The 12,152-nt window shown below is 70.4% G+C and carries 15 protein-coding genes; 7 read left to right on the forward strand and 8 right to left on the reverse strand.

Going from position 1 to position 12,152, the window contains the following annotated elements:
- The first annotated feature begins 42 nt into the window (after nucleotides 1-42).
- The 4 genes from QE416_RS09795 to QE416_RS09810 all read left to right on the forward strand — a co-directional run bounded on the left by QE416_RS09795 (nucleotide 43) and on the right by QE416_RS09810 (nucleotide 2,511).
- Nucleotides 43-579 (forward strand): hypothetical protein, encoded by a 537-nt coding sequence (locus QE416_RS09795; protein ID WP_307315701.1) that lies wholly within the window; start codon nucleotides 43-45, stop codon nucleotides 577-579.
- 56 nt (nucleotides 580-635) lie between these two features.
- Nucleotides 636-1,121 carry a phosphoribosyltransferase gene (locus QE416_RS09800; RefSeq protein ID WP_210072021.1) on the forward strand — a complete coding sequence of 162 codons (486 nt, stop codon included), beginning with the start codon at nucleotides 636-638 and terminating at the stop codon, nucleotides 1,119-1,121.
- A gap of 5 nt (nucleotides 1,122-1,126) precedes the next feature.
- Entirely contained in the window at nucleotides 1,127-1,804 is a 678-nt protein-coding gene (locus tag QE416_RS09805) for a uracil-DNA glycosylase (protein ID WP_307317916.1), read from the forward strand.
- 92 nt (nucleotides 1,805-1,896) lie between these two features.
- On the forward strand, nucleotides 1,897-2,511 hold the full coding sequence (locus tag QE416_RS09810) for a GNAT family N-acetyltransferase (protein ID WP_307315703.1): 615 nt from the start codon (nucleotides 1,897-1,899) through the stop codon (nucleotides 2,509-2,511).
- 19 nt (nucleotides 2,512-2,530) lie between these two features.
- Here the strand turns inward: QE416_RS09810 and QE416_RS09815 are convergent, their stop codons facing one another.
- The 8 genes from QE416_RS09815 to QE416_RS09850 all read right to left on the reverse strand — a co-directional run bounded on the left by QE416_RS09815 (nucleotide 2,531) and on the right by QE416_RS09850 (nucleotide 10,123).
- Nucleotides 2,531-2,869 carry a protealysin inhibitor emfourin gene (locus QE416_RS09815; RefSeq protein WP_307315705.1) on the reverse strand — a complete coding sequence of 113 codons (339 nt, stop codon included), beginning with the start codon at nucleotides 2,867-2,869 and terminating at the stop codon, nucleotides 2,531-2,533.
- Nucleotides 2,856-3,914 carry a M4 family metallopeptidase gene (locus QE416_RS09820; protein WP_307315707.1) on the reverse strand — a complete coding sequence of 353 codons (1,059 nt, stop codon included), beginning with the start codon at nucleotides 3,912-3,914 and terminating at the stop codon, nucleotides 2,856-2,858. The genes QE416_RS09815 and QE416_RS09820 overlap by 14 nt, the downstream gene beginning before the upstream one ends.
- 213 nt (nucleotides 3,915-4,127) lie before the next feature.
- A complete protein-coding gene (locus QE416_RS09825; RefSeq protein WP_267786481.1) occupies nucleotides 4,128-4,919 on the reverse strand; it encodes an ABC transporter ATP-binding protein in 792 nt (263 codons plus the stop codon).
- Nucleotides 4,916-5,740 (reverse strand): ABC transporter ATP-binding protein, encoded by an 825-nt coding sequence (locus QE416_RS09830; protein ID WP_307315709.1) that lies wholly within the window; start codon nucleotides 5,738-5,740, stop codon nucleotides 4,916-4,918. The genes QE416_RS09825 and QE416_RS09830 overlap by 4 nt, the downstream gene beginning before the upstream one ends.
- The gene (locus tag QE416_RS09835) at nucleotides 5,737-6,606 is read right to left on the reverse strand and encodes an ABC transporter permease (RefSeq protein ID WP_307315711.1); all 870 of its coding nucleotides are present in this window, start codon (nucleotides 6,604-6,606) and stop codon (nucleotides 5,737-5,739) included. The genes QE416_RS09830 and QE416_RS09835 overlap by 4 nt, the downstream gene beginning before the upstream one ends.
- Nucleotides 6,603-7,553, reverse strand: a complete 951-nt coding sequence (locus QE416_RS09840) for an ABC transporter permease (RefSeq protein ID WP_307315714.1) — start codon at nucleotides 7,551-7,553, stop codon at nucleotides 6,603-6,605. The genes QE416_RS09835 and QE416_RS09840 overlap by 4 nt, the downstream gene beginning before the upstream one ends.
- On the reverse strand, nucleotides 7,550-9,061 hold the full coding sequence (locus tag QE416_RS09845; protein WP_307315716.1) for an ABC transporter substrate-binding protein: 1,512 nt from the start codon (nucleotides 9,059-9,061) through the stop codon (nucleotides 7,550-7,552). Before QE416_RS09845 ends, QE416_RS09840 begins: the two co-directional genes overlap by 4 nt.
- 144 nt (nucleotides 9,062-9,205) lie before the next feature.
- Nucleotides 9,206-10,123, reverse strand: a complete 918-nt coding sequence (locus QE416_RS09850) for an alpha/beta fold hydrolase (RefSeq protein ID WP_307315719.1) — start codon at nucleotides 10,121-10,123, stop codon at nucleotides 9,206-9,208.
- A gap of 100 nt (nucleotides 10,124-10,223) precedes the next feature.
- On the opposite strand from QE416_RS09850, the gene QE416_RS09855 reads away from it, so the two are divergent.
- The 3 genes from QE416_RS09855 (at nucleotide 10,224) to QE416_RS09865 (ending at nucleotide 12,038) form a co-directional block, all read left to right on the forward strand.
- Entirely contained in the window at nucleotides 10,224-10,775 is a 552-nt protein-coding gene (locus QE416_RS09855; protein WP_307315723.1) for a carboxymuconolactone decarboxylase family protein, read from the forward strand.
- On the forward strand, nucleotides 10,772-11,482 hold the full coding sequence (locus QE416_RS09860; RefSeq protein ID WP_307315726.1) for a tyrosine-protein phosphatase: 711 nt from the start codon (nucleotides 10,772-10,774) through the stop codon (nucleotides 11,480-11,482). Before QE416_RS09855 ends, QE416_RS09860 begins: the two co-directional genes overlap by 4 nt.
- 91 nt (nucleotides 11,483-11,573) lie before the next feature.
- Nucleotides 11,574-12,038 (forward strand): SIP domain-containing protein, encoded by a 465-nt coding sequence (locus QE416_RS09865; RefSeq protein ID WP_267786490.1) that lies wholly within the window; start codon nucleotides 11,574-11,576, stop codon nucleotides 12,036-12,038.
- Nucleotides 12,039-12,152 lie beyond the last annotated feature (114 nt).

Genomic DNA, 12,152 nt, shown 5'->3' on the forward strand with positions numbered 1-12,152 from the left:
AGCCGAGTGCCTCCCGACACTCCGACAGGCCGTGGGGGCCATATGGCAGAACAGCCCGACCCGGATGCGACCGCGTTCCAGCTCACGCTTCGCACCACCGGCAACGACGTCGACCCCGAAATCTGGCACGCGACGACGGTTCGTACCGGGGGTGTCGCCCTCGTCGCAGGCGAGCCCGGCTCGGCCGAGGCGATCGTGTACCGCGTGCACTACGCGAACCCGCGCTGGGTCGAGCAGCTGCGGGATGCCGGGGCGGACCTCACATCGATCAGTTCCGCGTTCGTCGACCGAGAACTCATCTCCCTGGTCGACGAATCCTCGTTGTTCACCGACAACCTCTGCATCATCTCCTCGGTCCACGTCGAGGACCCTCTCCAGGGACCGTCGCTGAGTCACGAGCTCGTGCGCATCATCGCCCGGGTGTTCGACGGCGACACCATCGCGCTGCTCACCACATGTCGAACGGGGAGCGACGGATCGACCGGGTTCTGGGCCGACCGTGCGCACTGGGCGGCGATCGGGTTCGTCGACATCCCGGGGACGACCTCGATGATCCTCCCGGTTGGTTCGCGCTCGTAGACGGCCTTCCTCGCCGCGCCCCCTAGGGTGAATGCAGACGAGGAGAGGAATCCGCCGTGACGGACGAACGCGAACGCCTGAGCTGGGACGACTTCGGAAGGGCCACCCGCGACATCTCCCGGGCGATCGTGGCCGACGGCTTCCAGCCCGAGGTGGTCGTGGCGATCGCCCGCGGTGGACTGCTGCCGGGAGGGGCCATCGCGTACGGGCTCGGGGCGAAGAACTGCGGAGCCCTGAACGTCGAGTTCTACACGGGCGTGGGCACCGTGCTCGATGCCCCCGAGGTGCTGCCCCCGGCCCTCGACCTCTCGTACCTCACGGGACGACGGGTGCTCCTCGTCGACGACGTCGCCGACAGCGGCCGCACGCTCGATCTCGCCGTGAAACTCCTGAACCGGCAGGGCGCCGACGTGCGCTCCGCGGTGATCTACACGAAGCCCACGACGATCATCGCCCCCGATTACTCGTGGCGAGACACCTCCCTGTGGATCGAGTTCCCCTGGTCGCACCTCGGATCCGTGCAGGAGGAAGACGCCGCGTGAGCGCGATGACGCTCGCCGAACTCGCGGACGCGGGCCTCATCGACCCCTCATGGGTCGAGGCGCTCGAGCCGGTGGCCGCCGACATCGCCTCGGTCGGGAACCGCCTGCGGGCAGAGGACAAGCCGTACCTCCCCGCCGGCGACCTCGTGCTGCGCGCTTTTCGCACCCCGCTCGATGCGGTGCGCGTGCTCGTCGTCGGGCAGGACCCGTATCCGACCCCCGGCCACCCGATCGGCCTGTCGTTCGCGGTCGACCCGCACGTGCGGCCGCTGCCGCGGAGCCTGTCGAACATCTATCGCGAGCTCTCCGATGACCTGGGTATCGCCCCCGCTCCGCACGGTGATCTCTCGGCGTGGGCCGCTCAGGGCGTCATGCTGCTCAACCGGGTGCTGACCGTGGCGCCGGGGGCTCCGGCATCCCACCGCGGATGGGGGTGGGAACGGGTGACCGAGCACGCCATCCGCTGTCTCGTCGCGCGGGATTCTGCGCTGGTGGCGGTGCTGTGGGGCAAGGACGCCCAGGGTCTGACGCCCCTGCTCGGCGACACGGCGATCGTCGCGTCGCCGCACCCGTCGCCCCTGTCGGCGAGTCGCGGCTTCTTCGGTTCCCGTCCGTTCTCGCGCGTGAACGCGCTGCTCGAAGAACAGGGCGCCGAGCCCGTGGACTGGCGCATCCCCGCCTGAGGTCCTCGACACGGGATGCCACGGGGCGGCGAACCCGCCCCGGGATCGTATCCGTCACACGCGCGAAACCACGACGCCCGTAGAGTTGCGGGGTGCTGGAAGAGGAGTACGAGAAGAGCCGTCGGCGGTTGCCTGCCCATCTGCGCCCGACGCCGAAGCCCGAGCAACCCTTCGCGTTCGAGATCCGCCCGGCGACCGAGGCCGACGTTCCCGACATCCGCGAGATCTACAACTATTACGTGCGCAACTCGGTGGTGACTTTCGACGAGAAGGCGTGGTCCCTCTCGAAGTGGCGTGACAAGTTCGCCACCCTCCACAAGCTCGGGCTACCCTTCCTCGTCGCCCAGTCGCCGAGCGGTCAGATCCTCGGGTACGCGCTCGTGCAGCCGTGGCAGTCGAAGTCGGCGTACCGCTACACGGTCGAGAATTCGATCTACCTGGGGCAGGCGGCCGCGGGCAAAGGCCTCGGGCGCGCTCTACTCGAGGCGCTCGTCGCGGCGTGCCAAGACCTCGGCATCCGCGAGATGGTCGCGGCCATCAGCGACAAGGGGGCCGACGCCTCGATCGCCCTGCACGAGAAGCTCGGCTTCACCGAGGTCGGCCGCATGGGACGCGTCGGCTTCAAGTTCGGGCGCTGGCTGGGCGTGGTGTACCTGCAGAAGAGCATCCCGTCGAAGAAGAAGCCTCGCCGTCGGCTGTTCGGCTGATCTCGCGGGTCGAACGTTCCTACCGGCGGACGGGTGTGGCGGGCGCGGCGCGGCGCACTTCGTCGACAAGCGCACGCCAGGGGCCCTCGACCTGGGTGTCGCCGAGTCGGGCCTCGTGCACGGCCGTGTCACCGTGGTGCACTTCGATGCGCCAGCTGTAGCGATCGGCTCCGGGGGAGGGCTCGGCCGCGGCATCCCACGGGCAGCTCTCGACGAGCGCTCGCCAGTGCGGAGCACCTTCGGGGGAGGGCTCGGCCCGCCACTGCTTCGACAGGCCCGCGAGCCCACCCGAGCGCACGACGATGACGACGAAGCGCCCCGCGCCCTCGGCGTCGTTCGCGGTGTCAGGCTGCGGCATCCTCCTCGACGCCGACCCCGGCCCACGCGGCACGGACGGCGGCGACCTCCTCCGACTTCTCACCGTACTCGCTGGCCGCGGCCGACAGGGTGGCGGCCGCGAACACCGAGAAATCGGCGGTGGGCGACAGCGTGCCCGCGGTGATCGTGCGGTACCAGATGAGACCGGCGCGCTCCCACGCGAACCCGCCGAGCGCGGTCGCGGCGAGGTAGAAGGCCCGGTTCGGGATACCCGAGTTGATGTGCACCCCGCCGTTGTCGTCGGTCGTCTCGACGTAGTCGCGCATGTGCCCCGGCTGCGGGTCTTTGCCGAGCACGTCGTCGTCGTAGGCGGTGCCCGGTGCCTTCATCGAGCGCAGGGCCTCGCCCTGCACCGCGGCGGCGAAGATGCCCTCGCCGATGAGCCACGATGCCTGGTCGGCGCTCTGGCCGAGGTGATGCTGTTCGGCGAGGGCGCCGAACACGTCGGAGAGCGACTCGTTGAGCGCGCCCGACTGACCCTGGTACTCGAGCCCGCCGGAGGCCTCGGTGACGCCGTGCCCGAGCTCGTGAGCGATGACGCTGAGCGACCGCGTGAATCCGACGAACACGTCGCCGTCGCCGTCGCCGAAGACCATGCGCTCGCCGTTCCAGAAGGCGTTGTCGTAGTCGTCGCCGAAGTGCACGGTGGCCAGCAGCGATCCACCGGCGGCGTCGATGCCGTCGCGGGCGAAGGCATCCCAGAAGAAGTCGTAGGTCTCGCCGAGACCGTCGTAGGCCTCGTCGACCGCGGCGTCGCCCGACGGGGCGTCGTCTTCGCTGCGCACGCGACGACCCGGGAGGTTCTCGGTGTTCGCCGCGTCGGAGACGACGCGATCGGGCGCCGGCGCCGTCTCGGCCACGAGGGTGTCGCCCTCGATGGACAGCCGCAGGCGCGCTCGCGTCGGACGCGCCGGCCGCGGCACGGCGAGGGTCTTTCGCGCCGCTTCGGCGGCCCGTGCCATGCGCGGGTCGTCGGTGGAGGCGAGTCGGTCGAGCAGGAACGGGGGGACGATACCGGGGGTCATGCGCCGAGGGTAGCGCCGACCTCCGACATCGAGGGATCCCTTGATCCCTCCGAGCGCGATCCTCCCGAGGCACCGGATGCCGGCATCCGGTGCCTCGCCCCCGGCACCAGAACAGGGGATGCGACGAGAACAGGGGAAACGGGGGCGAATCGGCCTGTTCCCGTGACGTTGCCCTGTTCTCGAGTCAGGGTCCGTCGTGTCTGAGACGGACCGTCAGGCCGGCAGCGTCGGAATGGATGCCAACAGCTGCCGCGTGTACGCCGCCTGCGGCTGCAGTAGCACCTTCTCGGTCGGCCCCTGCTCGACGACCCGGCCATCCTTCATCACGACCACCTGGTCGCAGACGTTCTGGACCACGCCGATGTCGTGCGAGACGAGCACGAGGGTGAGGTCCTCTTCGACCCGCAGGCGCGCGAGCAGGCGCAGGATCTGCGCGCGTACCGTGACGTCGAGGGCCGACAGCGGCTCGTCGCCGACGAGGATGCGCGGGCGGTGGACGATCGCTCGGGCCAGGGCGATGCGCTGACGCTGGCCGCCCGAGAACTCGTGCGGGAAGCGTGCGGCCATGTCGGCGTCGAGGCCGACCTGCTCGAGCACCTCGCGCACGCGCGCGCGGCGGTCGCCCTCGACCCCCAGCGCCCACAGCGGCTCGCCGACGATGCGTTCGACGCTCATGCGGGGGTCGAGCGAGGCGTAGGGGTCCTGGAACACGATGCCGGTCGCCCGGCGCAGCCAGTGCAGTGATCGCGCCGAACCCCGAGCATCGACGGGGCGTCCGTCGACCTCGACCGTCCCCGCGCTCGGTACGTCGAGGCCCAGCAGTAGGCGCACGAGGGTGGACTTGCCCGATCCCGACTCGCCGATGATGCCGACGGCGCTCCCCGCGAGCACCGAGAGGTCGACGTCGGCGAGGCCCACGGTCCGCTCGGCTCGGCCGACGCCCCGCGTCCGCGGGGTGGGGTAGGTGCGCGAGAGCCCTCGCGCCCGCATCAGCGTCTCGGTCACGGGGTCTCCTCGGCCTCTTCGGTCGCGATCTCGCGAGCGGGGAGCTCGGGATGCCACAGCGTCGCGGTCGCATCCCGCAACAGGGCCTGCGTGACGGGCGACGATGGCACCTTCAGCAGATCGGCGACCCCGCCCTCTTCGACCACCCGTCCGTGTTCGAGGACCACGGCGTGGGTGGCGACCTGCGCGAGCACCGCGAGGTCGTGCGTGATGAACACGAGGGACATGCCGGCATCCTGGACGAGAGATCGCAGCAGCGACAGGATCCCCGCCTGGATCGTGACGTCGAGGGCGGTGGTCGGCTCGTCGGCGATGAGCAGCCGCGGGCGGCAGGCCAGGGCCATGGCGATCGCGACGCGCTGCCGCTGGCCGCCGGAGAGCTGGTGCGGGTAGCGCGAGACGAGCCGCTCGGGATCGGGGAGCGCGACGCGCTCCGCCTCGCCGACGGCGCGACGAAGCGCCTCGCGGCGCGAGACGCCCTCGTGGATGCGGACCGACTCGCCGATCTGTCGACCCACCGTGCGAATGGGGTTCAGGGCCGTCCGCGGCTCTTGGAAGACCATGCCGATGTCGTCACCGCGCAGACGTGCGAGCTCGCGATCGGGCAGCCCCAGGATCTCGCGGCCGTTCCAGAGGATGCTGCCCGAGGCGTGCGCACCGTCGGGCAAGAGCCCCAGGATCGCCAGGGCGGTCAGCGATTTGCCCGATCCCGACTCGCCGATCAGCCCCACTCGCGCGCCCCCGGGGACCGAGAACGAGACGCCGTCGACGACGGCGCGACCGCCGATCTCGATCCGCAGGTCTGTCACGACGAGGCTCACGCGACCACCCCCGGCACGTGCGTACGCGCGGCGGGAGTGCGCTCGCCCAGGGTGGGGTCGGCAGCTTCGCGCAGCGCGTCGCCCAGCAGGTTCAGGCCGAGCACCGTCAGCGTGATCGCCAGGCCCGGCCAGACCACGGTGAGCGGGTGCACGGCGATGTACGCCTGCAGGTCACTGAGCAGCACACCCCACGAGGGCTGGGTCACGGGCGCTCCGAAGCCCAGGTACGACAGCCCCGCTTCGGCGAGCACGGCCACGGCCATGCCCCACGACAGCTGCACGATGAACACCGGGGCGACGTTGGGAAGGAGGTGCCTCGTGAGGTTCTGCGCGCTCGACAGGCCGCTCGCCCGTCCCGCGAGCACGAAATCGCTGTGCAGCACGCGCCGCAGCTCGGGCCGTGTCACGCGGGCGACGTTCACTCCGAACCCGATACCCACCGACCAGATGACCACGGCGAGGGAGCCGCCCCACACGGCCGAGATCATCATGGCGATGATCAGGACCGGGAAGGCGATGAGGATGTCGACGAGGACCGCGACGCTCTCGCGGATCCACCGCGCGGTGAGCGAGCCGAGGGCGGCCAGGGCGATGCCGAGCACCGAGGCCACCGCTCCCGCACCGACGGCGACGACGACGGTCGTGCGCGCCCCGGCCATCAGCAGGCTGGCGATGTCACGGCCGCTGTTGTCGGTGCCGAGCACGTGCGGCCACGAGGGGTCGCTCCAGCGTGCGCGGGCGTCGACGGAGGCCGGGTCGAAGGGGGTCCACAAGAGCGAGACGACGGCCGTGACGACGACGAGAGCGACGATCAGGATGCCGAATCGCCCGGTGCCCAGACTCCAGAGGCGCCGGAGGGTGGTCATGAGGCCTCCCTCTGACGCGGATCGATGAGGCGGTGGGTGAGGTCGACGAGGAAGCCGACCACAAGGACGAAGCCCGTGAGGGCGAGCAGCTCGCCCTGCACCTTCGGCAGGTCGCGCGCGGCGACGTCGGTGACCAGCATGCGCCCGACACCGGGAAGGGTGAAGAGCTGCTCGATCACGACGGCGCCCACGATGATCCCGGCGATCTGAAGGCCGAGCACCGTGATGACCGAGAGTCCCACATTGGGCAGACCGTGGCTCAGCAGGGCGCGCGTGCGGGTGAGACCCTTCGCGGCGGCGGTGCGCACGTAGTCCTGGCCGAGTGCTTGGAGGGTGGCGCTCCGCACGAAGCGCAGCAGCATCGCCCCTTCGACCACGCCGATGGTGAGGGCGGGGAGGATGAGGGCTCGGAACGCCGCCGCGGGGTCGTTCCACCCCGCCCGGGGGAAGCCCTGGGGCGGAAGCCAGCCCAGCCACACCGCGAATACGACGACGAGCATCATTCCCGCCCACACCACGGGCACCGCTGCCAGGGCCTGCGCCCCGACGCTGAGCGCCGTCCCGCCGACGCGACGTCGTCCGAGAGCGGAGAGAACGCCGAAGGGGATGCCGACCATCAGCGCCACCGTGAGCGACATCGCCGCGAGCGGCACGGTGACGCGGGCCTTGTCTGCCAGCTCCGTGACGACGGACGTGCCCGTGATGAGCGAGGTGCCCAGGTCGCCGCGCAGCAGCCCGCCGATCCAGTCGAGGTACTGCGTCCAGAGCGGGGCCTCCAGGCCCAGGCTTGCGCGCAGCGCGGCCACCTGTTCCGGCGTCGCCTCGGTCCCGGCGATGAGCTGAGCGACGTCGCCGGGGAGCACCCGCAGCGAGACGAAGATCAGCACGCTGGCCACGGCCAGGCCCAGCACCAGCAGGCCCAGCCGTGTCAGCGTGTAGCGGATCACTCCGCCGCGACCGTCACGCCCGCAAGCGGCAGGCGCACGTTGAGGGAGTTCTTCGGGAAGTTCGCCACGTTCGTGCCGACCGCGGTCAACGGTGTCGACAGGAACAGCCAGTCCGCGGCATCTTCGTCGCTCACGATGCGGGCGGCCTCGGCGAGCAGGTCGGAGGACTGCTGCTGGTCGGTGGTCGCCAACGCCTGGGCGTACAGGCCCTGCACCTCGGCGTTGTCGTAGCCGAAGTAGTACGAGGGGTTCGCCCAGTTGCCGAAGTCACGGGCCTCGACGTGGCGCACGAAGCTCAGGTCGTAGTCGTGGTTCTTGTAGACGTTCTGGAGCCACGTGCTGAAATCGACCGAGTTGACCTTGAGGGTCACGCCCACGTCGGCGAACGACGACACGAGGAAGGTCGGGATCGTCGTGGGGTAGACGTTGGGGATGGTCAGCGTCAGGGTGAGGTTCTCGGCGCCGGCCTGCGCGAGAAGCTCGCGGGCACGGTCGGGGTTGTACGAGATGCTTCCCGACAGGTCTTCGTATCCGGGGTCGAGCGGGGCGATGGGGCCGTAGAGCTCGCTGCCGGAGCCGAGGGTGTCGATGAGCGCCTTGTGGTCGATCGCCAGACGCAGCGCCTCGCGCACGCGCTGGTCGTTGAGTGGCGCGCGCTGGTTGTTGAAGGCCAGCGTGCCCTTGTCGGTGGTCAGACCCGATTCGATCGAGAAGTTGTTCGTGCCCTCGATCTGGTCGCGCAGCTCGGGGTCGATCTCGAGGGCCACGTCGACGTCGCCGGCGACGGCCGCGTTGGTCGCGGCGCTCTGGTCGGGAATGTAGTCGAGCACGACCTCCGCGACGCCGGCCTTGTCCCCCCAGTATCCGTCGTAGCGCGAGAGGGTCAGGCTCTGCCCCGCGTTGCGGCTCTCGACGCGGAAAGGACCGGTGCCGTTGGCGGCGGTCTGGAAGTTGGTCGTGTCGCCGCTCTTGAAGATCAGGCCGGCGCGGCCCGTCATCGCGAAAAGGAAGTCGATGTTGGGCTTCGCGAGTGTCACGACCACCGTGGAGGCGTCGGGGGACGCGATCGAGGCCACGTTCGCCAGGTCGGAGCTGTTCTGGATGGTGGGGTCGTCCTTGGCCGTCTGCAGCGAGGTGATGACGTCGTCGGCCGTGAGCCCGCTGCCGTCGTGGAAGGTCACCCCCTGACGGAGGGTGAAGGTGTAGGTGAGTCCGTCGGGAGACACCGTCCACGCCGTGGCGAGTGCCGGGGCGATCGCGTTGGAGTCGTCGCCGTTGCGGGTGACCAGGCCCTGGTAGACGTTGTCGATGAGAGCCTGCTCGAGCGAGGCGCCGCTCGTGCGGCGGATGTCGAGGTTCGACGGCTCCAGCGACAGACGCACCGTGAGGGTGGCGTTCGGATCGGCTTCTCCGGTGGGGTTCGGCGTCGTATTCGAGCCGGTGCACGAGGTGAGCAGGAGGGCTCCGATCAGGAGCATGCTCGTGGCGAGAGCGGTGCGGCGCAGCATTGCGGGGTGTGTCCTTTCGCAGGCCGAGGCATCAGGGTGCTGTGGATGCCGAGCAGGGGTGGCAACAGCCTACTTTCACCCGTATTCCCTCGACGCCGTCTGTGACGGTGCGCGACGCGGGATGACCGGGTTCGGGTCGGCGGGTCAGGGGGTGGTCAGGAGCGATCGGATCAGACGCGCGAGGCTCTCGGGATCTTCCTCCTGCGCGTTGTGCCCGGTGAACAGAACCCGGACGTCGGCCCCGGGCACACGCCGCGCGAGCTCCTCGGCATCCGTCTTCGTGACGAAACCGCGCTCGCCGCGCACGAGCGTGACGGGTGCGGTGACCCCGCCCAGGTCGTCCCATCCGGTCGCCGACAGCACAGCCTTCACGGCATCCGGGGTCGTGACATCGGCCCCGGCGTTCGCGGCGGCGGCGGCGAGGTGCGCGAAGTGATGCTTCCACTCGACCCGTCCGTCGGGGCGCACACGCGAGTTGAGGAACACCCCGCGCGCCGCGGCCTCGGGGGATCCGCCCAGGCCGAACGAGAGGGCGCGTTCCACGAGTTCTTCCCGCGACGACCAGTCGGTGGGGCCGGCGAAGAACGCGCGGATCTGCGCGGGACCCGCGCTCGGGTCGACCCCCGGTGTGATGTCGACGATCGCGAGGCGAGAGACGAGATCGGGGCGGGATGCCGCGACCGCGGCCGCCGTGAGACCGCCCAGCGAGTGCCCCACGAGCACCTGCGGCGTCGTCGTCCACTGCTCGAGGGCCGAGACGACATCGGGGGCGATCACGCGCGCGACGTACGCCGCATCATCGCGCCACGACGAATCGCCGTGGCCGGGGAGGTCGAGAGCCAGAGCAGGCACCCCCAGGTGCAGCAGCGTCGTGTCCCAAGTGTGGGCGTTCAAACCGGCGCCGTGCAACAGCGTGACCACCGGGGGCGCCCCGCCCCAGCGCAGCCCGCTGAGCGTGCGGTCGTCGGCGAGGGTCAGCCGCACCCGTTCGACGGGAGGGAGTTCGCGGCCGACATCGGCCGCCTGGGCGGGGAGGAACGAGAACTCGTCGCGCTCGGGCATTGGAACAGCCTTCCACCGCGAACGGGATGCCGCTACCACCGCGCCACGGAGCGTCACCGATTCCCTCCCCACCCGAGCGGAGCCGCCGTAGGCTGTGGCCATGGGCGAAGAACGGCGCGTGCACCTGTCGAAGTCGGCTCCCGAGGCGTACGCCGCTCTGCGCTCGTTCTCGAGCACCGTCGGCCGACTCGCCGCCGAGGCCGGCATCGACGCGCGGCTGCGCGAGATCGTCCAGATCCATGCCTCCCAGCTCAACGGGTGCGCCTACTGCGTGCGTATGCACGTGGATGCCGCGGTGAAAGCCGGGCTCGACGCCGATGTGATCGCCCAGATCGCGACGTGGCGGGAGTCGGGCGTCTTCGATGAGCGCGAAAGAGCCGCCCTCGAGCTGACCGAGTCGTTCACCTTCATCCACGAGGACGGCATCCCCGACGAGGTCTACGACCAAGCGGGCGGCATCCTGAGCGAGGCCGAGTACGTCGCGCTCAGCTGGGTGCTCGTGGCCATCAATTCCTTCAATCGCGTCGCCATCGCGGGTCGATACCCCGTGCCGCCCCGCGCTTCCTCTCCGATGCCGATCGCCCCGGATGCCGCGCCGGCGGCGACGACGCGCCCGCGCGAGCCTCACGTGCACGCGGACGGCGCCGCATGACCGGCTCGCTCGTCTCGGGCGCGGTGAACTTCCGCGACGTCGGCGGACTTCCGGCGGGAGACCGTCGCACGCGCGCGGGCGTGCTCTACCGCTCCGGCAACCTCGTCGCCGTCGACGACGCGGGCGCTCGGACCCTCCGAGATCTCGGCATCCGACGCGTGATCGATCTGCGCGACGAATCGGAGGTCGCCCACGCTCCCAGCCGCCTCGATACCGCGGTCGAGATCCAGCACGAGCCGCTGTTCCTCGGCTCGGTCGCCTCTTTCTTCGCGCGCGACCTGAGCCTCGACGACATGTACGCCGCCCTCGTCGACGATTCCGCAGAGCGGGTGGTGTCGGCGATCCGCGGCATCCTGGGCGCGCAGCCCGCGCTCGTGCACTGCACCGTGGGGAAGGACCGCACCGGGGTGACCGTCGCGATCGCGCTCGCCGCGGCCGAGGTCGATCGAGAGGCGGTGATCGCCGACTACGCCCGCACCGAGGAGTTCCTCCCCGCTGAGCGCAATGCGCGGGTCCTCGCGGCGATCCGCGCCGTGCACCCCGACAACGTCCACGCCGAAGCTCTCGCGACCCGCTCGCCCGCCCCGGTCATGCGCGCGCTGCTGCAACGGGTCGACCGGGACTTCGGCTCGCCGGCGGGCTACCTCCGCGCGAACGGGATGTCCCAGGGCGAGATCGACCGATTGCGAGAGGTGCTGATCGACTGACCGGGCCGCCCCGCGGCATCGTGTCGATGTCGAGATACTGGGCGGGGACACAGGTTAGGCAAACCTATGTCGCGGGTATAGTGGAGGCATCATGTCGATCCCCACCGAGCACAATGCGGCAGCGTGTCGCGCCTCGCGTCACACGCGCGTGCAGCACCTCGTGACGGCCGACGAGACCTCGCTCGCCGAGCTCGAAGCCTTGCTCGCGACGCTGCCGATCTGCTCGACCGGCCGCGTGTTCGTCGAAGTCCCCGACGCATCGTGGATCGGGTCGATCACGGCCCCCGCCCGCATGACCCTGACCTGGCTCGACCGCTCGCGTCGCGGCGGTGCCCCCGGTACCGGTCGCGGTTGCGCAGCCGGTGAAGCCCTCGCCCGCGCCGTCTCGGGCTGGGCCGGCGAGATGCTGTGCTGCGATGACGACGCCACGCGCGTCATCCTGCTCGGCGCATACCTCGGCACCGCCGAGATCGTGGACGAGCTCGTCGCGCGTCACGGCGTCGACGCGCAGGCCATTCACACTCCCGAGCGCTTCGGCCTCGCCACCGCGCGCTGAAGCGCCACCCCCGCTCCTCGACGGATGCCGGCTGGTCGATACGCGCCGTCTCGCTCGGAATCCGCCCCGTTCGCTGTGATCGTGCGCGGGGAGAATCCCTCGGGCCGGTAGCTC

This window comes from Microbacterium sp. SORGH_AS_0421, assembly GCF_030818635.1.
In the GTDB taxonomy this organism is placed as follows: Bacteria; Actinomycetota; Actinomycetes; order Actinomycetales; family Microbacteriaceae; genus Microbacterium.